The organism is Cupriavidus sp. MEYA8 (assembly GCF_059278825.1).
Window position 1 is genome coordinate 336,044 of record NZ_CM181221.1, and the last position, 21,636, is coordinate 357,679.

Sequence of the window (21,636 nt, forward strand, 5' to 3'; positions counted from 1 at the left end):
AGGGGCAGGGGTGAGGACTGGAGGGTCTCAACGGCTGACGCCTGTGGGTTCAAACCGCTGGCCTCGCTTCACGTGGTTCCTTGCTAGACCACCCCTCACCCCAACCCTCTCCCCATGAGGGGAGAGGGAGAACACCTTGCTAAGGCTAGCACGGGCGGCTTGGGAGCACCCAAAACCGTTGGCATCGGCGTTGTTCTGGATGCTTATCCCAGAAGCGCTTCGGCGAATTCCTCCGCCTTGAACGGCTGCAGATCCTCCACCTTCTCGCCCACGCCGATGAAGTACACCGGCACCGGGCGCTGGCGTGCGATCGCCGCCAGGATGCCGCCCTTGGCTGTCCCGTCCAGCTTGGTCACGACCAGGCCGGTCAGCCCCAGCGCATCGTCGAAGGCGCGGGTTTGCTGCAGCGCGTTCTGGCCGGTATTGGCGTCGATCACCAGCAGCACCTCATGCGGCGCGGTCGGCATGGCCTTGCTGATGACGCGCTTGACCTTCTTCAGCTCTTCCATCAGGTGCAGCTGCGTCGGCAGGCGGCCGGCGGTATCGGCCATCACGATGTCGATGCCGCGCGCCTTGGCCGCGTTCACCGCGTCGAAGATCACCGCGGCGGGGTCGCCGCTTTCCTGCGCCACCACCGTGACGTTGTTGCGCTCGCCCCAGATCGTCAGCTGTTCGCGCGCGGCGGCGCGGAAGGTATCGCCGGCGGCCAGCAGCACCTTCTGGTCGAAGCGCTGGAAGTGCTTGCACAGCTTGCCGATGCTGGTGGTCTTGCCGGCGCCGTTGACGCCCGCGATCATCATCACCAGCGGCTGTTCGCGGCCCAGCGCCATGGTCTTTTCCAGCGGGCGCAGCAGGTCGGTCAGAAGCGTCTTGAGCGCGGCCTTGACGCCTTCGGCCGATTCGATGCGCTCGGACCTGACCCGCTTGCGCAGCTCGGCGAGCAGATATTCGGTGGCTTCCACGCCCGCGTCGGCCATCAGCAGCGCGGTCTCCAGCTCCTCGAACAGCGCCTCGTCGACCTTGACGCCGACGAACAGCGTGCCGATGTTGCGGCTGGTCTTGGACAGGCCGGTACGCAGCCGCTGCATCCATCCTTGCCGGGCTTCGGCGCTGGTGGCGGGCGGGGGGACCAGTTCAAGCGTTTCGATGGTGGCGGCCTCGGGCGCGGCCTGGGACACGGCCACGGGGGCCGGCGCCGGGGGCGGCACCTGGGCGGGGACTGGTGTCGGCGTCGGGACCGGAGCCGGGGTAGGGGCCGGGGCAGGCGTGGGGGTGGGCGCGGGCGCCTCCAGCGGCGCGGGTGCCGGCGCTGGCGTTTCGACGGACGCGGGCTCGGCCTTGCGCTTCTTCCAGAAACTAAACATTGGGGAATGGAGTCAATACCGGGGCCGCTACCCTGGTGGCACACTGCCGGCAGGCGACCGGTTAATAATCAAGGGCTTACGCTGACATCGCGAAGGTCGGGGAGAACCCGTTGTGGTCCCGGCCGGCGATTGCGTATAGTTCGCTACATCAGTTCGCTACATGGCTGATCCGCGCGCGCATGCCGCCCGCGCGGATCGATCGGCAAAATTCTAGCAGACGGGGTCGCATGAACCATTGCGCTGTCCTGACCGCGGCGGGCGCCGAAGGTGCCCAAGCACGCATCCAACGGCATTCCCAGCCTACGTCCTCAGCACTTCCAGCCGGCGCCGCGCGCCTGGCGCGGCGCATCGTCCCGGCGATGCTGCTCGGCCTGCTCCCCTGGTCATTGCCGGCCGGCGCCCAAGGCGTGGTCGGATCGCCGATGCCTTCCGCGCAGACCGCGCCCGCCGGCGCCACCGCGCATGGCACCACCGAATACCGGCTCTCCAACGGCCTGCGGCTGATCGTCAAGGAAGACCACCGGGCGCCCACGGTGGCGCACCAGATCTGGTACCGCGTCGGCGGCATCGACGAGGTCAGCGGCACCACGGGCGTGGCCCACATGCTCGAGCACATGATGTTCAAGGGCACGCCCAAGGTCGGCGTGGGCGAGTTCTCCAAGCAGGTGGCGGCACTGGGCGGGCGCGAGAACGCCCTGACCAACCGCGACTTCACCATGTACTACCAGCAGATCGGCAAGCAGTACCTGCCGAAGATGATGGAGCTGGAGGCCGACCGCATGGCCAACCTCATCATCAAAAAGGACGAGTTCGACCGCGAGATGAAGGTGGTGATGGAAGAGCGCCGCCTGCGCACCGACGACTCGTCGCGCGGCACCGTCTATGAGCAACTGCTCGCCACCGTCTATACCGCGGCGGCGTATCGCCATCCGGTGATCGGCTGGATGGACGACCTGGTCAATATGCGGGTCGAGGACGTCAAGGACTGGTACCGCCAGTGGTACGTGCCGAACAACGCGATGGTGATCGTCACCGGCGACGTCAAGGCCGAGGAAGTGCGCGCGCTCGCCCAGCGCTACTACGGCAAGCTCAAGCCGCGCACGCTGCCGCTGCGCAAGGACCAGGAAGAGCCGGAGCAGAAGGGCATCAAGCGCATCTGGGTCAAGGCACCGGCCGAGAACCCGTACATGGTGATGGCATACAAGGTGCCGCGGCTGCGCGATGTCGAGAAGGACGTCGACCCGTACGCGCTGGAAGTCCTGGCGGCCGTGCTCAACGGCTACGACAATGCCCGCCTGACGCGCGAACTGGTGCGCGAGCAGCGCCTGGCCGACGACGTCAACGTCGGCTACGACAGCATCAACCGCGGCGAGTCGCTGTTCGTCCTCGACGGCACGCCCGCGGCCGGCCACAGCACCGACGAGATCGAGCGCGCCCTGCGCGCCGAGATCCAGCGCATTGCCAAGGAAGGGGTCTCGCCGGAAGAGCTCAAGCGGGTCAAGGCGCAGGTGGTGGCCGGGCAGATCTACAAGCGCGATTCGGTGTTCGGGCAAGGCATGGAGATCGGCGTATCCGAGATTTCTGATCTCTCGTGGCGCCAGATCGACCGTATGCTCGACAAGATCAAGGCCGTCACGCCGGCGCAGGTGCAGGCAGTCGCCTCGAAGTATTTCAACGACGATAACCTGACCGTGGCCACGCTGGTGCCGCAGCCGATCGATCCGAACAAGCCCAAGACCCAGGCCCCGTCGGGCCTGCGCCACTGAGGAACGACCATGTCCCAGTCCGCCACTTCATTCAATGCGCGGCCCCGCACGCTGCGCATGCTGGCCGGCGCGGCGCTCGGCGCCGCCATGCTGCTGGCCGCGCAGCTGGCCCAGGCCGCGATCCCGATCGAGCACTGGACCGCATCCACCGGCGCGCGCGTGTACTTTGTCCACAGCCCGTCGATCCCGATGCTCGACGTCAATATCGACTTCGATGCCGGCAGCCGCTATGACCCGCCCGGCAAGGCCGGCCTGGCGACGCTGACGGCGGCGCTGCTGGACAAGGGCGCGGGCGCGCAGGACGGCCAGCCGGCCCGTGACGAGGCGCAGATTGCCGACGCCTTTGCCGATACCGGAGCGGCTTTCGGCGGCGCGGCGGGCGGCGACCGCGGCGGCATCGGGCTGCGCACGCTGACCGCGCAACTCGAGCTGGACCAGTCGGTGGCGCTGGCCGCGCAGCTGATCAAGGCGCCGACCTACCCGGACGCCGTGGTCGGGCGCGAGAAGCAGCGCCTGATCACCGCCATCCGCGAGGCCGACACCAAGCCGGGGGTGATTGCCGACAAGGCGCTGTCCAGGGCCATGTACCCGGACCATCCCTACGGCATCGCGGCTACGCCGGGGAGCGTGCAGTCGATCACGCGCGATGACATCGCCAGATTCTGGCGCGACAACTACGGCGCGCAGCGCGCGGTGGTGACGCTGATCGGCGCCATCGACCGCAAGCAGGCCGAAGCCCTTGCCGAGCGGCTTACGAGCGGGCTGCCGCAGGGCAGTGCCGCCCCGGCGCTGCCGCAGGTCAAGCTCAACATCCCGGCCAGCGAGCAGCGCCTGCCGCATCCGGCGCAGCAATCGAGCGTGGCCATCGGCCAGCCGTCGATCGCGCGCGGCGACCCTGACTACTTCGCGCTGCTGGTGGGCAACTACGTGCTTGGCGGCGGCGGTTTCAGTTCGCGCCTGACCGACGAGGTGCGCGAGAAGCGCGGACTGACCTACGGTGTCGACAGCTATTTCGCGCCGTCGAAACAGCCGGGGCCGTTCGGCATCAGCCTGCAGACCAAGAAGGCGCAGACCGATGAAGCGCTGGCATTGGTGCGCCAGGTGCTGGCGCGCTTTGTCGCGGAAGGGCCGACCGACAAGGAACTGCGCGCGGCCAAGGACAACCTGATCAACGGCTTCCCGCTGCGCATCGACAACAACCGCAAGCTGCTGACGAACGTTGCCAATATCGGCTGGTACGGACTGCCGCTGGACTATCTTGACACCTGGACCGCGCAGGTCGGCAAGGTCACCCGCGAGCAGGTCAGGGCGGCCTTCCAGCGCCATGTGCGCCCGGACGGCATGGCCACGGTGATCGTCGGCGGCCCGGTGGGAAGCGCGCCGACCGCATCGCGGAAGTGATGCAGGCGCCTCAACGCGCGGGTCCGCCTATGCGCGCGGCCTCACGCGTGGCTGCGGCGAACCGTCCCGCAGGCTCTACAATCACGGAATGAATTCGCGTTCCCGATTGCCTTCGCCCGCTCCCGGCGGGCGTACTCCTTCTTCCGCGCCGGCCGCTGCCGCCGGCGGACGTTCTCCCGCAGCCCCTCCGCGCCCGGTGCCGCGCCAGGCGCCGTCCCAGGTCCGCATCATCGGCGGGCGCTGGAAGCGTACGCTGCTGCCGGTGCCGGACGCTCAGGGTTTGCGTCCGACGCCCGACCGCGTGCGCGAAACCCTGTTCAACTGGCTCGGCCAGGACCTGTCGGGGCTAGCCTGCCTGGACCTGTTCGCCGGCTCCGGCGCGCTCGGCTTCGAAGCCGCCTCCCGCGGCGCGGCTGCAGTAACGCTGGTGGAATTCAACCCGCGCGCAGCCAGGCAGCTGCGCGACAACCAGTACCGGCTCGATGCCAGCCAGGTGCGCGTCGTGCAGGGCGATGCCTTTACGGTCGCGGCGCAGTTGCCCGACGGCAGCTTCGACGTGGTGTTCCTGGACCCGCCCTTTGCCGAGGACTGGATCGGCCCGTCGCTGGAGCATGCCGCGCGGCTGCTGCGGCCCGGTGGCGCCGTCTATGTCGAAACCGACCATGTGCTGACCGGCGTCGACGCCCCGGTCCCGGCATCGCTTGAGATCGTGCGCCATGCGCGCGCCGGCGCGGTGCATTTCCATCTGCTGCAGCACCGCCAGCACCCACAGCACGGCAACGGCGCCGGTTGACGGCCTGCTCCGGGATTGCGCGAAGCTCCAGTTTCGCCATGCGCTAAGGGCACCTTCCCGATTGCGGAACGGATTCTTGGGTGCAGTGCCGCAAAACGGTGTGCCGCCCGCCTTCCAAGTGGCGCATTTAGGGTTACACTACGCCGCTGTCACAACGCTCGCGACGCAGCACCCGCGCCGGTCCGGCCGGCGAACGAGGCGGCCACAACGGCCGGCAGCGGGCAGATCAAGGAGGAAGTATGGTCATCGCGGTCTATCCCGGCACCTTCGATCCAATGACCCGGGGACACGAGGATCTGGTCCGCCGTGCGTCGAACATCTTCGACGAACTGGTGGTCGGCGTGGCGCACAGCCCCAACAAGCGCCCGTTCTTTTCGCTCGACGAGCGCATCGGCATTGCCCGCGAAGTGCTCGGGCACTATCCCAACGTCCGCGTGGAAGGATTCGCCGGGCTGCTCAAGGACTTCGTGCGCAAGAACAATGCGCGCGTGATAGTGCGCGGCCTGCGCGCGGTGTCCGACTTCGAGTACGAATTCCAGATGGCGGGCATGAACCGCTACCTGCTGCCCGACGTGGAAACCATGTTCCTGACCCCGTCGGACCAGTACCAGTTCATCTCCGGCACCTTCGTGCGCGAGATCGCGGTGCTGGGCGGCGATGTCAGCAAGTTCGTGTTCCCGTCGGTGGAGCGCTGGCTGCAAGAGAAAATCGCCAAACCGGAATAAAATACGGCTTCAGACACGTCAGACCGCGGCCAGTCGGGCGCGGGCGTGTCCGCAGGAAGGAAACACCATGGCGCTGATGATCACCGACGACTGCATCAACTGCGACGTTTGTGAACCCGAGTGCCCGAACGAAGCCATTTCGATGGGGCCCGAGATCTATGAAATCGACCCCAACAAGTGCACCGAGTGCGTAGGACACTTCGACGAGCCGCAATGCCAGCAGGTCTGCCCGGTCGCCTGCATCCCCAAGGATCCGAACCGGGTGGAGTCGCAAGAGGTGCTGATGCAGCGCTACCGGCTGCTGACCGCGGCCAAGCACGCTGCCTGATCGGCTGGCCGTCGGCCCGCATCGCTTCGCACCACGCCGCACCAAGTCGCACTGCACTCAGAGGTAAAAAAAGCCCCCGTCACCGCAAGGTGGCGGGGGCTTAACTTTTCCCCAGTTACTACGGTACTACGACACTACACGGTACAACGCGGTCACGCACCCATCGGCTTGCCATCCGTGCGGCGCACGACGATGGTCGACGAGCGCGGCGGCTTGGCGGCGTCCGGCCACTGGCCGGTCGGGTGCTGGATGTTGATGAAGCAGGTGGTCAGGTCCGGCGTGTAGGCGATGCCGGTGATCTCGCAACCCTTCGGTCCCACCAGGAAGCGCTTCGACTGCCCCGTCGGCGAGATGTAGTACATGCTGTTGTTGCCGAAGGTGTTGGTGTAGGTCGAGCTGGTGCTGGAGTCGGTCTGCACCCACAGGCGGCCCTTCGGGTCCACGCGCAGGCCGTCCGGGCTCGAGAAGGTATCGCCGTTGATGTTGCCCTTCAGGTTGTCCGTGGCCAGCGACGGGTCGCCGGCCTGCAGCAGGATGCTCCAGGTGAAGGTGGTGGCCAGCGGCGAGTCGCCGGCTTCCTTCCACTGGACGATGTGGCCGTGCAGGTTCTGCACGCGCGGGTTGGCGGCGTCGGTTTGCTGGCGGCCGCTGTTGTTGGTCAGCGTGCAGTAGACGGTCTTGTCCAGGCCGACCGTGATCCATTCCGGGCGGTCCATCAGCGTGCCGCCGGCCACGCGCGCGGCCGCCTTGGTGTTGACCAGCACGTCGGCCTGCGTGGCGAAGTCGACCGTGGTCGGTGCCGGTGCGGTGGCGAACTGGGTCCAGTTGCCCGGATCCGAGGCGCCGACGGTCAGGCCGTTCTTGCCTTGCGTCAGCTCGATCCACTGCCCGCTGCCGTCGGCGTTGAACTTCGCCACGTACAGCGTGCCGCTGTCCAGCAGGTTGGCGTTGGCGGCGCGATCGTTGGGGTCGAACGCCTTGCTCGGGATGAACTTGTAGATGCAGCCCGGCGTGCCGTCGTCGCCCATGTAGAAGGCCACGTTGTTGCCGGTGTCGGTCATGAAGGCAACGTTCTCATGGTCGAAGCGGCCCATCGCGGTGCGCTTGGCCGGCGCGCCCAGCGTGCCGTACGGGTCGATCTCGACGACCCAGCCGTAGCCCTTCTCGTCCTGGATCGGATCCAGGTAGTTGTCCGTGCTTTCTTCGCAGGTCAGGTAGGTGCCCCAGGGCGTGTACCCGCTTGAGCAGTTGTTCAGCATGCCAACCACGGTCGGGCCCACCACCGGAGCGGCCGGACCACCCACGCGGTACAGCGTGTTGCCGGTGTAGCGCTTGTTGTAGATCGAGTCGCGCTTGACCTGCCACTTGCCGCTGGCAGCCAGTTCGACCTCGATCACCGAGATGCCGACCGCCGACAGCGCGATGCGCTTCTGCTCCGGCGTGGCGGTGCCTGCGCTGTAGGTGCCGCCGGCGAACAGGATGTTGTAGTCCGGCAGTTCGTGGTTGATGGCGAGCAGGCCGCCCTTCTGCGGATCGACACCCGACAGCGCGAAGAAGTGCATGCCGTCGTGGTTGCCGCCGGCCTGGCGCTCGGTTTCGGCCGACGACTGGAACGCGCCGGCATAGCCGGTGGCGCCGGCCTCGACCGGGTCGCCGGCGGAAAATAGCACGTCGACGCTGTAGCCGTTCGGCACGACCACCGCGTCGGCGGTCGACTTGGCGACCGGCTCGAAGGTGACCTCATAGCTCGGCGTGACCGCGCCAGGTGCCGGACCGGGGGCCGGCGCCGGAGCGGGGGCAGGTGCGGGCGCCGGCGCAGGATCGTCGCCACCACCGCAGGCGGCCAGCAGGCCGCTGCCGAAGGCGGAGAACAGCGACAGGCCCACGCCGCCGCGCAGCACGCGGCGGCGGGCCGGGTTGGCCGCAACGATGTCTTCCAGCCGCTGGCCGGGCACGTCAACGTCAGGCTTGGCAGCACGGCCGGCGGCGCGCGCTTCATCGGTCAGGTACGACATGGGCTTTCCTCTCTTGCGGGTTTGTCATGCGCGCCGGCTACGATGTGATGCCGGCGCGGTGGAAACCCCGCAATGTAGGGACTGCCCATGGAAGTTTGATGACAGCTTGTCTGCAACATAAGAGTTGCAGCGCGCCAACGACAAACGGGCCGCGTGTGCGGCCCGTGTCACATGGATGTCGCAGGAATGTGCCTGCGCTGCCCACCTTCAGCGAGTGGTGTGCAGCTGCGCCATCGCGCGTTCGGCATCGCCGCGCGCCAGCAGCCCCAGCGGATCGATGCTGCGGTCGATGGCCGCCTCGATCGCCTCCTGCTCCTCTTTGCGCGGCGGCTTGAGCACGAAGTTGACTACGTCCTCGCGGCCAGCGCCGGCGCCGCCAGGCGCATTGCGCGGATGGCCAACGCCGATGCGCAGCCGCCAGTAGTCTTGCGTGGTCAGGTGGGCCGAGATGTCCTTGAGGCCATTGTGGCCGCCCGCGCCGCCGCCACGCTTGAGCTTGACGGTGCCGGACGGCAGGTCCATCTCGTCATGGGCGACGACGATCTCGTCGGGCAGGATCTTGTAGAAGCGTGCCAGCGAGACCACGGCCAGCCCCGAGCGGTTCATGAAGGTCGAGGGCTTGAGCAGCCAGATGTCCTGGTCCCACAGCCGCGCGCGCGCGGCCAGCCCGTGAAAGCGGCCTTCCACGCGCAGCGTGGCGCCGCCCATGCGGGCAAGCTGGTCCACCAGCCAGAAGCCGGCGTTGTGCCGGGTGGCCTCGTATTCCGCACCGGGATTGCCGAGGCCGACGATGAGCTTGATCATGCGATTGACTGAGTCGTTGGCGCGCAGGACTGCGCCACAGGCGCCAAGGATACCGAAAATCCAGCCAGGTGCCGGTTCGGCGGGGTCGAAAAAAAACCGCCGCGAAGGGCGGCGGTTTTCTCAATGGCGCGGCCCGGAAGCCGCGCCCGCTGCAGCAGCAGCTCAGGCAGCCGGCGTTTCGCCTTCGCCCTCGGCAGCGCCTTCGGCGGCCGAAGCGGCGCCAGCCGGCAGCGAGATGCTGGCGATGGCGGGGTTCTCGTCACCGTGGGTGATGACGGTCACGCCCTTCGGCAGCTTCAGGTCGGCCAGGTGCAGGGTCTGGCCCAGTTCCATCGCGCCGACGTCCACTTCGATGAACTCGGGCAGGTCGGCCGGCAGGCACGACACTTCCAGGTCGTTGACGATGTGGTTGACCAGGCCGTGGCCCAGCTTCACGCCAGGAGCGGTTTCCTGGTTCATGAAGTGCAGGGGCACCTTGACGTGGATCTTGTCGTTGGCCGACACGCGCTGGAAATCGACGTGCAGCACCAGCGGCTTGAACGGGTGCATCTGGAATGCGCGCAGCAGGGCCTTTTCCGACTTGCCAGCGACTTCCAGGTCCAGGATCGACGAGTGGAACGCTTCCTTCTTCAGGGCGTGCCACAGCGCGTTGTGATCCAGTTCGATCATCTTCGGCTCGGCGGCGCCGCCGTAGATGATGCCGGGGGTCTTGCCCGAATTGCGCAGGCGGCGGCTCGCACCCGTACCCTGTACGCTACGCTCGAAAGCGACAACTTTCATGATGACTCCAAAAGTAAAGAAGGCCGTCCGCGACCAGACAGCCTCGTTGCGGCGTGAAAAACAGAATCAGCGCCGATCAAGTCACGCTGGCCGCCGCAAAACGGCTGCCAACGCAGCAAAGCATTAAATTCTATCAGGAACCCGCAAACAGCGACATGATCGAGTCGCCCTTGACGATGCGGGTAAAGGTCTCGGCCAGCAGCGGGGCGGTCGAGAGCTGGCGGATCTTGCCGCACTTGGCCGCTTCTTCCGACAGCGGGATGGTGTCGCACACCACCACTTCGTCCAGCGACGAATCGGCGATGCGGGCAGCGGCGCCGCCGGACAGCACCGGGTGCGTACAGTACGCAAACACCTTCAGCGCGCCACGTTCCTTCAACACCTGGGCGGCCTTGCACAGCGTGCCGCCGGTGTCGATCATGTCATCCATGATGACGCAGTTGCGGCCTTCGACTTCACCGATGATGTTCATCACCTCGGCCACGTTGGCCTTGGGACGGCGCTTGTCGATGATCGCCAGGTCGCAGTTCAGTTCCTTGGCCAGCGCACGCGCACGGACCACGCCGCCGACGTCAGGCGAGACCACCAGCAGGTCGCCGTAGTTCTTCTCGCGCAGGTCGCCCAGCAGTACCGGCGATGCGTAGATGTTGTCCACGGGGATATCGAAGAAGCCCTGGATCTGGTCGGCATGCAGGTCCATCGTCAGCACGCGCTCGACGCCGGCGACTTCCAGCATGTTGGCCACGACCTTGGCCGAGATTGCCACGCGCGCCGAACGCGGGCGGCGGTCCTGGCGGGCATAGCCGAAGTAGGGCATGGCGGCGGTGATGCTGCGTGCCGAGGCGCGCTTGAGCGCGTCGACCATCACCATCAGTTCCATCAGGTTGTCGTTGGTCGGCGCGCAGGTGGACTGCAGCACGATGACGTGCTTGCCGCGAACGTTTTCCTGGATTTCAACCTGGACTTCACCGTCGGAGAAACGGCCAACCTGGGCCTTGCCTAGCGGAATGCCGAGGTGCTGTACGACAGCCTCCGCGAGTTTGGGGTTGGCGTTGCCGGTAAATACCATCAAGCCGTCGCTGCTCATTCGGGGCACCTGTCTTGCTGCTGGGGGAGCTTGGTGTCACCGGCGAAGCCGGTGACTTGGAAGATATCGTGTTCCGTTAGGACACTATAGGAAGTAATGGCAGGGGAAGAAGGATTCGAACCTTCGAATGCCGGAATCAAAATCCGGTGCCTTGACCAACTTGGCGACTCCCCTACACAACCGGGCCGTTCTTCGTGGTACCAAACTACCGTACCGCGCCGAACGATAACTTGCTATGCGAGCGCTGCGAGCGGGTGATGTGCCAGACTCCTCACACACCTGCCATCCCATTCGGGAGGCAACCTTTCCAAAACCTGCTGCGCTGTCTTTGCGTCAGGAAAACGCGCAAACACGCAGGCTCCGGATCCGGTCATCCTGGCATGCTGATTGTATTGCTTCAGCCATTCCAGGGCTCGGGCGACTTCGCCGAACTTCGCTGTTGCTATCGGTTCCAGGTCGTTGCGACCGAAATCGAATTTGTTTGTGCGAGCAGCGAAGACCGCAATTATGGAGATGGGCGTATCCCTTGTCAAGCGCTGGTCCGAAAAAATTTCAGACGTCGGCACATGCTGTTTCGGATGGATGACCACGAACCAGCTTTCGGGCAGCGCCACCGCGGTCAGCTGCTCGCCCACGCCCTCGGCGAATGCGTTCTGGCCGAACACAAACACCGGCACGTCCGCACCCAGCGCCAGGCCGATGCGCATCAGCTGCTCGCGCGACAGGCCCAGGCCCCAGAGGTGGTTCAGCGCCAGCAGCGTGGTCGCGGCATCCGACGAGCCGCCGCCGATGCCGCCGCCCATCGGCAGCACCTTGTCGATCTCGATGTCGGCGCCGAAGGGGGTGCCCGTGGCAGCCTGCAACGCGCGCGCGGCGCGCACGACCAGGTCGCTGTCGGCGGGCACGCCGGGCACGTCGGTGATGCGCGCCACGATGCCATCGTCGCGCCGGCGGAAATGCAGCGTGTCGCTCCAGTCGACCAGCTGGAACACGGTCTGCAGCGTGTGGTAGCCGTCGGCGCGGCGCCCGGTCACGTGCAGGAACAGGTTGAGTTTCGCGGGCGCGGGACAGTCGCGCAGTTCGGGTGGCGGCAGTGCCGGGGTCCGGTCAGGGGTCATGGCGTCTGGGGATCGATGACGAGCCGCACCGACAGCGGATTGCTGCCGGAGTCGCGCGCGAGGTCGATGCGGCGCGGCAGCGCCGCGGCGGTGCTTGCGGGCTGCGTGTCCTGCCACGCGACGTAGCGCACGGTCCAGCCGTTCTGCGCCAGCGTCGACAGGCGCCCCTGCTCGTCGCGCGTGGCGCGCGCGGGCGATCCCTGCGCGGCGCGGCCATGCAGCCAGTCGCGCATGCCGGCCACCGGCAGCGCGAAGCCGAGCGCGTCTTCCATCAGCGTGTCGACCTCGGGCGCGTTGCGCGGCGGCTGGTTGGGCAGGTCCAGCGTGGCGCCGGACGGCGTGGCGGTGACCACTGCCAGCGTCTGGCCCAGCGGCGAGACCAGGTCGAGCCGCACGTTGCGGCCTTGCTCTTCCCAGCGGAAGCTGCCGGTCACGCCTTCGTCGCGGCCGTAGCGCTGGTAGTTGGCCGAGAAGCGGCCGGTGTATTGCCGGCTTGCGCTGGATTCGCCGGCATCGAAGCCGCGCGACGGTGCCACGCTGGCGCACGCCTGCAGCAGCAATGGGGCGCCCAGGCAAAGCAGTGCCAGGCGTCTGGTTCGATTCATGGGCATGGTCGTGGAGCGGCGGCGCGCGGCGGCGGCCGCCGGACTGACGGAAATCCCGTGCCGCGCCTGGCAACGCAAGCGCGCGGCAAGCGCGGGCACGGGATCAGGAGGTTGGTTACTTGGCCAGCTGCACGTCGAACTTGTACCTGCGCAGCGTATCGACCAGGGTTTCGTTCTCGGGATCGATGCGCATGGCCTCGGTCCAGGTCTTGCGCGCTTCCTCGTGCTCGCCGAGCTGCCACAGCACCTCGCCCAGGTGCGCGCCGATCTCGGCCTCGGGCGCCTTGGAGTAGGCGTTGCGCAGCAGGTCCGCTGCGGGGCGCAGCTCGCCCATGCGGAATTTGACCCAGGCCAGGCTGTCCATGATGTAGGGATCGTCCGGGCCCAGCTCGGAGGCGCGTTCCAGCAGGCTGCGCGCTTCGGGCAGGCGTTCGTTGCGGTCGGCGAGCGAGTAGCCGAGCGCGTTGTAGCCCTGCTTCTGCTGCGGCTGCAGCGCGATCACGCGGCGCAGGCCCTTTTCCATGCTGTCGTAGCGCTTCTGGCGCTCGTCGAGCATGGCCAGCTCGTAGATCCAGTCGGCGTTGTCGGGCTCGGCGGCGACGCGGTCGTCGAGCAGCTTGCGTGCTCGGTCGTAAGCCTTGGTCTCCATCAGCGTGGCCACCTCGGCCTGGCGGATCGCCATGACGCGCTGCGCGCGCTGGCCCGGGTCGGGGATTTCCTCGGCATCGGCAAGCATCTCGCCGAACAGTGCCTGCGCATCGTCGAGCTTGCCCAGGCGTGCCAGCAGCTGCGCGCGCTTGGCGGTGGCCGCGGGCGCCAGGCGGATGTCCTCGATGCGGTCCAGCCACTGGATCGCGCCGGCATAGTCCTTACGTTCCTCGGCAATCTGCGCAAGGTACTGGTAGGCGATGTCGGGATTGGCCGTGGGTTGCTTCTCGACCAGCTGCAGGTACTCCTGCAGGTATTGCTCGGCTTCGCTGTAGTTCTTGGCCTGCAGGCTCGTGAGCCCCAGCGCCAGTGGCACGCGCGGATCGGCGGGCGCCACCTTGCGCAAGGTCTCGAACTCCTGCCGTGCCGCCTGCATGTCGTTGCGCAGCAGGTACAGGCGCGCCAGCGTGATATGGCCGTTGACCGATTCGGGCGACTTGTCAAGGAAGCGCTTCAGGATGGCGACGGCTTCGTCGGGCTCCTTTTCGGCGCGCAGCTCGGCGGCCATCAGCGCGGCGGCCTCAAAGCCCGGGCGCAGCTTCAGTGCCTGGTCCAGCGCGGCGATCGCGCCCGGCACGTCGCCGGCGATTTCGCGCGCGCGCGCCAGCGCCAGGTGGGTTTCCGGCAGTTTCGTATCGTTGCGCGTCAGTTCCTGCAGCAACGTGGCCGCGCCGGCGGGATCGCTGGTGCGCGACAGCTGCTGCTGCATCTGCAGGATGGCGTCGCCGCGGTGGCTGGCGGGTACGGCGGCGAGCTGCTGCTGCAGCAGCGGGCGGGCATCGTCCCAGCGTCCGTTCAGCACCAGCAGCGTCGACAGGACCTGCGCGGCGGCGGGCGAATTGGGCGAGATTTCACGCCACAGCCGGGCCGCATCCAACGCCTGCTGCGGGATGCGCGCGTTGAAGGCGATCTCGGTGGCGCGCTGCGCGAAGCGCGGGTCGCGGGTCTGCCGCGCCAGTTCGAGGTAGGTGCGGTAGGCCGGCCCGACCAGGCCGCGCTGCATGGAAATCTCGGCCGCCAGCACCATATAGACGATGTCGTCGGTCAGTTCCAGCGACGGCAGCGGGCTGCGTGCCGGCTTGGCGGTGCTGCTGGCGGGGCGCGCGTCATCGGAGGCGGCGATCTGCATCTGCGCAAGCTGCGGCATCTGCGCAAGCTGCGGCAGCGGCACGTCGCCGGCCGGAGGTGCCGCATGCGCGGCGCCGGCCAGCGCGAGCAGTGCCGCGGCGCCCAGCGCACGTGCGTGGCGGCGGGTTCTGGCAAAGGCTCCCGCGGCGCCCGCCGTGCGCGAAAATGCGCCCTCGTGCACGGGGATGCCGCACTGGGAGGCTTGCAATGTGGCGTCCGGCATCAGGTCCGGCGTCAGGTCCAACTTCAGGTCCGACATGTATCGAGTGCTCCGGGCGCGCGCTGGCGAAGGAATGGATAAAGGCATTGTAGCCTGCCGCTACAATGCGCTGCTTGGCGCGCCGGCCCATGGCCAGCACGGCCGGCAGGAGTTTGGAGCGCTAACCAACGGAGAGGTTCGATGCCTGAATTGCCCGAGGTCGAAGTGACCCGGCGCGGCTTGCTGCCGCATGTGGTGGGACGGCGCATTGAAGCGGTGACGGTGCGCCACCGCGGGTTGCGCTGGCCGGTCGAGCCGGACCTCGAAGCCCGCCTGGCGCAGCGCGTGGTGCGCCGGATCGAACGCCGCGGCAAATACCTGCTGCTCGAGTGTGTCAGCGACGATCCCGCCGAACCGGCCGGCTGGCTGCTGGTGCATCTCGGCATGACCGGCACGCTCAGGGTGTTGCCGCAGGCGCCGCCACCCGGCGCCCACGACCACCTGGACATGGTGCTGGCCGCTGGTGCAGAGGGTGTAGTGGCGGCGGAGGGCGCCGGGGGCCGGCTGGTGCTGCGCTTTCGCGATCCGCGCCGCTTCGGCGCGGTGCTGTGGACCACGCTGCCCGAGCACGAACTGCCATCCCACCCGCTGCTGCGCACGCTCGGCATCGAGCCCTTCGATGCTGCCTTCGACGGCGCCTGGCTGCACCGCCACACGCGCGGCCGCAGTGCCGCCATCAAGACGGTGTTGCTGGCCGGCGGCATCGTCGTCGGGGTCGGCAACATCTACGCTTCGGAAAGCCTGTTCCGCGCCGGCATCCGCCCGACCACGCCGGCTGGCCGCCTCAGCCGTGCGCGTTGCGACCGGCTGGCGCAGGCCGTGCGCGAGACCCTGGCGCAGGCGATCGAGCGCGGCGGCAGCACGCTGCGCGATTTCGTCGGCAGCGACGGCGCCAGCGGCTACTTCCAGCTCGATTGCTTTGTCTACGACCGGGCCGGCCAGCCGTGCCGGGTCTGCGCCACGCCCGTGCGCCAGATCGTGCAGGGCCAGCGTTCCACCTTCTACTGCCCCAACTGCCAGCACTGAACCAGCACTGAGCCGGCACTGACCGGTGGCCGCCATTACGATGCGCCGTGTGGCGCACAATGCGCGCCGGCGGCGATTGTCGATGGCTCGGCGCAACACTCTGCCCGCACGCCATTCACAAGGGACGCGAATTCCACAAAACCGCCGTGGAAACCTGTATCGTGTGCGCAGTTATAAAAAGTTACAAAAATGGAACAGATTGGCTCGCCCGGGTCGCGGCGGGCCGGCAGTGCGGGAACACGGGCACGCCTCCGCCGGCGGCGGCCCCGAGGCAAAAACCGAGTCAGCCGAACAGCTCCATGACAACGCTCGCCCACCAATTCGAACAATACGGCGCCTGGAGAACGGGGGTCCTCCAGTCCCTGGCCGAATTCCAGTCGTGGCTGCAGCAGCACGACCTGTACGACGCGCAGGCCGACGACCGCGTGCAGCGCATCCAGAACGTGCTGCGCAGCGACCGGCTCAAGGTCGCCTTCATTGCGGAGTTCTCGCGCGGCAAGAGCGAACTGATCAATGCGATCTTCTTCGCCGACTACGGGCGCCGCATCCTGCCGTCGTCGGCGGGCCGCACCACGATGTGCCCGACCGAGCTGCGCTACGACGAGGCCGAGCCGCCTTGCATCCGGCTGCTGCCGATCGAGACCAGGCTCCAGGACGCTTCGACCGCGGATTTTCTCGAGGCCGGCCCGTCGGCACACTGGCATACGGTGCCGCTGGATCCGTCCTCGCCTGAGGGCATGCTCGAAGCCTTCCAGCACGTGGTCCAGACCGTGCGCGTGCCGCCGCAGCAAGCCGAGGCGCTGGGCCTCTACCATGAGAGCGACCCCGACGCCGCCTACGCGGTCGATGCCGAGGGCATGGTCGAGATATCCCGCTGGCGCCATGCGGTGATCAATTTCCCGCATCCGCTGCTGCGCCAGGGGCTGGTCATCCTGGACACGCCGGGGCTGAACGCGATCGGCACCGAGCCCGAGCTGACGCTGCGCCTGATCCCTGACGCGCACGTGGTGGTGTTCGTGCTGGCCGCCGATGCCGGCGTGACCAAGAGCGACCTGGAACTGTGGCGCACCCACGTGGACGCCGGCCACCGGCGCGGCTGCCTGGCCGTGCTCAACAAGATCGACGGGCTGTGGGACCCGCTGCGCCAGCCGGCCGAGATCGCCGGCGAGATCGGGCGGCAGGTCTCGAGCACGGCGCAGGTGCTGGGCATCGAGCAGGCGCGTGTCTATCCCGTGTCGGCACAGAAGGGCCTGGTGGCAAAGGTCACGCACGACGACGCGCTGCTGGCGCGCAGCGGCTTGCCGGAGTTCGAGCATGTGCTGTCCGACCAGCTGATCCCGCGGCGGCGCGACATCGTCTCCGATCAGGTCCACCGCCAGGCGCAGGACATGGCGCGGGCCGCGCAGCAGCTGCTGCAGAGCCGCCGCCGCGATATCGTCGAGCAACTGTTCGAGCTGCGCGGGCTGCGCGGCAAGAACCACGCGATGGTCAAGCACATGCTGATGCGCGTGCAGGGCGAGAAGGAAGAGTTCGAGCAGAGCATCAGCAAGTTCCAGGCTCTGCGGCTGGTGTTCGGCCGCCACAGCGCCGACATCATCAAGAGCCTGCAGCTGCGCGACGTGCGCCGGACCATGCGGACCGCGCGCGAGCAGATGAAGGAGCGCTTCTTCTCGCGCGGCCTGCGCGAGGACATGGATGCGCTGTTCGCCCAGCTCACCGCGCTGGTGACCGATGCCGACAACAAGATCGGGCAGTTGCACCAGCTGATCGAAAGCATGTACCGGCGCTTCAATGCCGAGCATGGCTTCACGCTGCCCACGCCGATGCAGTTCACCGCCGAGCGCTACGTGGCCGAGCTGCAGGAAACGCTGCGGCTGGTGCATGCGCACTTCGGCACGGTCAGCATGCTGACGCGCTCGCGGCCGCAACTGGTGCAGAACGCATTCAGCACCATGGCCAGCCGCGTGCTGGAGAACTTCCGCGACCTGAATCGCGATATCGAGGTGTGGCTCAAGTCGGTGATGACGCCGCTCGAGGCGCAGGTGCGCGAGCACCAGAAGCAGTTGCGCCGGCGCGTCGATTCGATCGAGCGCATCCACGAAGCGACCGATACGCTGGAAAGCCGTATCGCGGAGCTCGAGGAGGTGCTGAACGGGCTGGATGAGCGCAGCGGCAAGATCGAGGGGTTTGCGCAACGCTTGCTGCGGCCGGCGGCCGGGGCGGAGCAGGCGAGCCTGGCGGTGGCGTGACGGGAAGCGGCTGACGATAAGCGTTTTTCCGGGCCGGTATATCATGTAGCGCCGCGCATAGCGGCGCTTTTTTTCTGACAACGTCTGCATCCCCCGAGAGCGATGCAACGCCGGTCGTCGACACCAGGCTCACACCACTGCCGTACCCATGCCCCGCAAGTCCGCCCCCCGAGCCAGCGCAGCCATTCCCGACGACATCCAGGTGCCTCCCAATTTCGGCGCACGGGTCGTCAACTGGCAACGCAGCCACGGCCGGCACGACCTGCCGTGGCAGAACACGCGCGACGCCTACCGCATCTGGCTGTCGGAAATCATGCTGCAGCAGACCCAGGTCAGCGCGGTGATCGAGTATTTCCAGCGCTTTGTCTCCACATTGCCGACGGTGCAGGCACTGGCCGCCGCGCCTGCCGACCAGGTGATGGCGCTCTGGGCCGGGCTCGGCTACTACTCGCGCGCGCGCAACCTGCACCGCTGCGCCATGCAGGTGGTCAGCGAGCACGGCGGCGTTTTCCCGACCGATCCCGCGGTACTGGCGACGCTGCCCGGCATCGGCCGCTCGACCGCGGCGGCGATCGCCGCCTTCAGCGCCGGCGTGCGCTCGCCGATTCTCGACGGCAACGTCAAGCGCGTGTTTGCGCGCTGCTTCGGCATCCATGGACATCCGGGCGAGCGCGCGGTGGAAACGCGCATGTGGCAGCTGGCCGAGACCGCGCTGCCCGCAGCGGGCCCGCGCCAGGCCGAAGACATGGTCGCCTATACGCAAGGGCTGATGGACCTCGGCGCGACGGTCTGCTCGCGCGGCAAGCCGGCATGCCTGGCCGATGCCGGCGCGTGCCCGCTGTCCGCCGACTGCGTGGCGCGCCGCGAAGGGTTGACCGGCGTGCTGCCCACGCCAAAGCCGCGCGCCGCGACCCCCGAGCGCAGCACGGTGATGCTGATGGTGCGGCGCGAGCGTGAAGTGCTGTTGCGGCTGCGCCCCGGCAGCGGCATCTGGGGCGGCCTGTGGAGCCTGCCCGAGATGCCGGTCGACACCGTGCCCTTCGATGCGGAAGCCGCCGAAGCCGCCGCGCTCGACTACGCCCGCGCCTATGGCGCACCCGTGCGCGCCGCGATGGCGGGCGAACTGACCCACGTCTTCACGCACTTCCGCCTGTTGATCCGCGCGATTCGCGTCGATGTGGGGCCAGGTGAGCTGATGGCGCAGGACAGCGCCACGGAAGCGGCACAGCGCTGGCTCTCGCTCGACGATCTCGATGCGCTGGGCACGCCCGCGCCGGTGCGCAGGCTGCTGGAAGACCAGGCCCGCGGCGGCCTGTTCTGAAGCCGGCCGCGGCGCCGCTCAGACGATGTGGTTCTGCCGCATGTAGCGGTGCACGATCTCGATGCGCATGCCCGCGTCAGGCAGCGCCATCAGCATCTGCTTGGCCTTCAGCGGCACCGGCAGCAGTTCGCACAGCCGGTTGGCGACCCAGCTGGGATCGTCCCACAGGTAAGGCTCGTCGAACGGCATCCGGTCGGGCTGCTCGGCATGCAGCCGCGTCACGATGCGGCGCAGCGCGTCCAGGCATTCGCCCAGCAGCTCGAGCTTGCAGTCGATGATGTCGGCGGGCAGCACCTGCGCACGCGCCACCAGCAGGCCGTCGTCGCGGGTCTCGTGGCTGATGATCTGGAAACGCTCGCGCCCGCGCGCGCGGATCAGCAGCACGCCCAGCTGCTCCATGTTGCAATCGACGATTTCGGCCAGGCAGCCCACGGACTCCGGCACGGTCGCCTTGCCTGGCCGCGCCACTTCTTCGCCGCTCTCGATCAGGCAGGCGCCGAACGGCGTGCCGTCGCGCAGGCAGTTGCGCACCATGTCGACGTAGCGCGCCTCGAACACGCGCAACGGCAGCCGGCCACCGGGAAAGAGCACGGTGTGCAGCGGGAACAGCGGGAGGTTGTCTAGCGTCTGCGGCTCGGGGTCGGACCCGGCGGACGAGGTGGGGCGGTAGAGGTCGGTGGAAGACATGCGGTGCCAGCGTGCATAAGGGGATGCAGTGGGATGCCAGAATGCAGCAACGGCGCGCCGCCGGACCGTGTACGCCGCCAGTGCCCCCAGGCACGCGCGCTTGGCGTCAGCCCGCCGGCGCGAGCTCTCGGTGTCTCACCAGCACATTACCATGCGCGCGGAAATAGTTGGCGAGCCTTTCCGCAATATAGACCGAGCGATGCTGCCCGCCGGTACAGCCGATGGCGACGGTCAGGTAGCTGCGGTTGTCGGCGATGAAGCTTGGCAGCCACTTTTCCACATAGGCGCGGATATCCTCGGCCATCGCCAGCACCATCGGCTGCGCCTGCAGGAAATCGATCACCGGCGTGTCGCGCCCCGTCAGCGGGCGCAGCGCCAGGTCGTAATAGGGGTTGGGCAGCGAGCGCACGTCGAACACCATGTCGGCGTCGCTGGGCACGCCGTGCTTGAAGCCGAAGGATTCGAACAGCAGCGTCAGGCGCTCGCTGTCGTTGCGGATCAGCTCCTTTATCCAGCTGCGCAGCGTATTGGTGCGCACATTGCTGGTATCGATGCGGTGCGCGGCCTCGGCCAGCGGGCTCAGCAGCTCGCGCTCCATCTCGATCGCTTCCATCAGCGCGGTGTCGTTGAAGGCGGGCTCGCCGCCGGGGCTTGCCACGCCACCATCGGTGCGGATCGACAGCGGATGGCGCCGGCGCGTCTCGGAGTAGCGTTGCACCAGCGCGTCCGTGCTGGCCGTCAGGAACAGCACCTCGACCTGGTGCTCGCCGGCGAGCGTGCGCACGGTATCGGGCAACTGGTCGAGCGACTCGCGGCTGCGGATGTCGGTGGCAATGCCCAGGTGCGTATAGCCCTGGCTGGAAAGGTAGCGGGCCAGTTCCGGGATGAACTGCGCCGGCAGGTTGTCCACGCAGTAGTACCCCGCATCTTCGAGGACGTTCAGTGCGACGGACTTGCCTGAACCGGAAATGCCGGTGATGAGGATGATGCGCATAGCAACTGAAGCATAGCATCACGTGATGGCCGCGTCATGACAGGGGGATGACTGCGGACCCGGAAACAACGATGGCGAACCTTGCGGTCCGCCATTGCCGTGGTTTGCTTCGGAAGAAGACCTGCTTCAGGCCGACTTCGACAGGCACTCCTTCATGTACGCCTTGTATTCGTCGCCCTTCTTGCCCTTGCCTTCCTTGCTGCAGGCAGCCATCTTTTCCTGCTGGGTCTTGGGCGTGGCGTCCGGCTTGGCCGACAGGCATTGCTTCATAAACGCCTTGCGCTCGTCGCCCTTCTTGTCGCCGGCCTGCGTATTGCAGGTCTTCATCTTTTCCTGCTGCGCGGTGGGCGCCTTGGCGGCGTCCTTTGCCGGGGCGGCCGGTGCCGACGCCGACTGGGCGAAGGCCACGGATGCCAGCAGCGGGGTGACCAGCGCGCACATCGCGATCAGTTTCTTCATGCTCGCTCTCCTTGGTGTG

General features: G+C 67.5%; 19 protein-coding genes and 1 tRNA gene. 8 read left to right on the top strand and 12 right to left on the bottom strand.

All coding sequences use genetic code 11. From position 1 onward, the window contains the following. Window positions 1-203 precede the first annotated feature (203 nt). Window positions 204-1,364 carry a signal recognition particle-docking protein FtsY gene (gene ftsY, locus AC5WJ1_RS01580; RefSeq protein WP_135704347.1) on the bottom strand — a complete coding sequence of 387 codons (1,161 nt, stop codon included), beginning with the start codon at window positions 1,362-1,364 and terminating at the stop codon, window positions 204-206. Between the two features lie 227 nt (window positions 1,365-1,591). Between ftsY and AC5WJ1_RS01585 the strand changes: the two genes are divergently transcribed. The 5 genes from AC5WJ1_RS01585 to AC5WJ1_RS01605 all read left to right on the top strand — a co-directional run bounded on the left by AC5WJ1_RS01585 (window position 1,592) and on the right by AC5WJ1_RS01605 (window position 6,377). Next, window positions 1,592-3,130: a M16 family metallopeptidase gene (locus tag AC5WJ1_RS01585; RefSeq protein ID WP_494476330.1), complete on the top strand. Its 1,539-nt coding sequence runs from the start codon at window positions 1,592-1,594 to the stop codon at window positions 3,128-3,130. A gap of 9 nt (window positions 3,131-3,139) precedes the next feature. Continuing rightward, a complete protein-coding gene (locus tag AC5WJ1_RS01590; RefSeq protein ID WP_494476331.1) occupies window positions 3,140-4,531 on the top strand; it encodes a M16 family metallopeptidase in 1,392 nt (463 codons plus the stop codon). 88 nt (window positions 4,532-4,619) lie between these two features. Continuing rightward, window positions 4,620-5,324: a 16S rRNA (guanine(966)-N(2))-methyltransferase RsmD gene (gene rsmD / locus AC5WJ1_RS01595; RefSeq protein ID WP_205751646.1), complete on the top strand. Its 705-nt coding sequence runs from the start codon at window positions 4,620-4,622 to the stop codon at window positions 5,322-5,324. A 239-nt stretch (window positions 5,325-5,563) separates the two neighbouring features. Next, a complete protein-coding gene (gene coaD, locus AC5WJ1_RS01600; RefSeq protein WP_029046761.1) occupies window positions 5,564-6,049 on the top strand; it encodes a pantetheine-phosphate adenylyltransferase in 486 nt (161 codons plus the stop codon). 67 nt (window positions 6,050-6,116) lie between these two features. Further along, the gene (locus AC5WJ1_RS01605; RefSeq protein ID WP_029046762.1) at window positions 6,117-6,377 is read left to right on the top strand and encodes a YfhL family 4Fe-4S dicluster ferredoxin; all 261 of its coding nucleotides are present in this window, start codon (window positions 6,117-6,119) and stop codon (window positions 6,375-6,377) included. A 152-nt stretch (window positions 6,378-6,529) separates the two neighbouring features. On the opposite strand, the gene AC5WJ1_RS01610 is transcribed toward AC5WJ1_RS01605, so the two are convergent. The 8 genes from AC5WJ1_RS01610 to AC5WJ1_RS01645 all read right to left on the bottom strand — a co-directional run bounded on the left by AC5WJ1_RS01610 (window position 6,530) and on the right by AC5WJ1_RS01645 (window position 14,881). After that, window positions 6,530-8,392, bottom strand: a complete 1,863-nt coding sequence (locus AC5WJ1_RS01610; RefSeq protein ID WP_135704352.1) for a PhoX family protein — start codon at window positions 8,390-8,392, stop codon at window positions 6,530-6,532. A gap of 207 nt (window positions 8,393-8,599) precedes the next feature. After that, window positions 8,600-9,196: an aminoacyl-tRNA hydrolase gene (gene pth, locus AC5WJ1_RS01615; protein ID WP_135704353.1), complete on the bottom strand. Its 597-nt coding sequence runs from the start codon at window positions 9,194-9,196 to the stop codon at window positions 8,600-8,602. A 162-nt stretch (window positions 9,197-9,358) separates the two neighbouring features. Next, window positions 9,359-9,976 carry a 50S ribosomal protein L25/general stress protein Ctc gene (locus tag AC5WJ1_RS01620; protein WP_133093630.1) on the bottom strand — a complete coding sequence of 206 codons (618 nt, stop codon included), beginning with the start codon at window positions 9,974-9,976 and terminating at the stop codon, window positions 9,359-9,361. Between the two features lie 133 nt (window positions 9,977-10,109). Beyond that, window positions 10,110-11,063 carry a ribose-phosphate pyrophosphokinase gene (locus AC5WJ1_RS01625; RefSeq protein WP_133093631.1) on the bottom strand — a complete coding sequence of 318 codons (954 nt, stop codon included), beginning with the start codon at window positions 11,061-11,063 and terminating at the stop codon, window positions 10,110-10,112. Between the two features lie 97 nt (window positions 11,064-11,160). Further along, window positions 11,161-11,237 (bottom strand) — tRNA-Gln (locus tag AC5WJ1_RS01630). Between the two features lie 59 nt (window positions 11,238-11,296). After that, window positions 11,297-12,181, bottom strand: a complete 885-nt coding sequence (gene ispE, locus AC5WJ1_RS01635; protein WP_494476332.1) for a 4-(cytidine 5'-diphospho)-2-C-methyl-D-erythritol kinase — start codon at window positions 12,179-12,181, stop codon at window positions 11,297-11,299. Next, window positions 12,178-12,786, bottom strand: coding sequence for a lipoprotein insertase outer membrane protein LolB (lolB, locus tag AC5WJ1_RS01640; protein ID WP_133093633.1), 609 nt, complete (start codon window positions 12,784-12,786; stop codon window positions 12,178-12,180). The genes ispE and lolB overlap by 4 nt, the downstream gene beginning before the upstream one ends. A gap of 115 nt (window positions 12,787-12,901) precedes the next feature. Then, complete coding sequence (locus AC5WJ1_RS01645; RefSeq protein WP_135704357.1) at window positions 12,902-14,881, bottom strand: tetratricopeptide repeat protein; 1,980 nt, start codon at window positions 14,879-14,881, stop codon at window positions 12,902-12,904. 141 nt (window positions 14,882-15,022) lie between these two features. On the opposite strand from AC5WJ1_RS01645, the gene mutM reads away from it, so the two are divergent. The 3 genes from mutM to mutY all read left to right on the top strand — a co-directional run bounded on the left by mutM (window position 15,023) and on the right by mutY (window position 19,477). Beyond that, the gene (mutM, locus tag AC5WJ1_RS01650; RefSeq protein ID WP_133093635.1) at window positions 15,023-15,907 is read left to right on the top strand and encodes a bifunctional DNA-formamidopyrimidine glycosylase/DNA-(apurinic or apyrimidinic site) lyase; all 885 of its coding nucleotides are present in this window, start codon (window positions 15,023-15,025) and stop codon (window positions 15,905-15,907) included. 299 nt (window positions 15,908-16,206) lie between these two features. Further along, window positions 16,207-18,156: a dynamin family protein gene (locus AC5WJ1_RS01655; protein WP_494476333.1), complete on the top strand. Its 1,950-nt coding sequence runs from the start codon at window positions 16,207-16,209 to the stop codon at window positions 18,154-18,156. Between the two features lie 148 nt (window positions 18,157-18,304). After that, window positions 18,305-19,477 carry an A/G-specific adenine glycosylase gene (gene mutY, locus AC5WJ1_RS01660; RefSeq protein WP_494476334.1) on the top strand — a complete coding sequence of 391 codons (1,173 nt, stop codon included), beginning with the start codon at window positions 18,305-18,307 and terminating at the stop codon, window positions 19,475-19,477. Between the two features lie 18 nt (window positions 19,478-19,495). On the opposite strand, the gene AC5WJ1_RS01665 is transcribed toward mutY, so the two are convergent. The 3 genes from AC5WJ1_RS01665 to AC5WJ1_RS01675 all read right to left on the bottom strand — a co-directional run bounded on the left by AC5WJ1_RS01665 (window position 19,496) and on the right by AC5WJ1_RS01675 (window position 21,617). Continuing rightward, a complete protein-coding gene (locus AC5WJ1_RS01665) occupies window positions 19,496-20,164 on the bottom strand; it encodes an LON peptidase substrate-binding domain-containing protein (RefSeq protein ID WP_133093638.1) in 669 nt (222 codons plus the stop codon). A gap of 106 nt (window positions 20,165-20,270) precedes the next feature. Continuing rightward, the gene (gene rapZ / locus AC5WJ1_RS01670; protein ID WP_135704362.1) at window positions 20,271-21,158 is read right to left on the bottom strand and encodes an RNase adapter RapZ; all 888 of its coding nucleotides are present in this window, start codon (window positions 21,156-21,158) and stop codon (window positions 20,271-20,273) included. Window positions 21,159-21,284: 126 nt separating this feature from the next. Continuing rightward, complete coding sequence (locus AC5WJ1_RS01675; protein ID WP_133093640.1) at window positions 21,285-21,617, bottom strand: PsiF family protein; 333 nt, start codon at window positions 21,615-21,617, stop codon at window positions 21,285-21,287. Window positions 21,618-21,636: the final 19 nt, after the last annotated feature.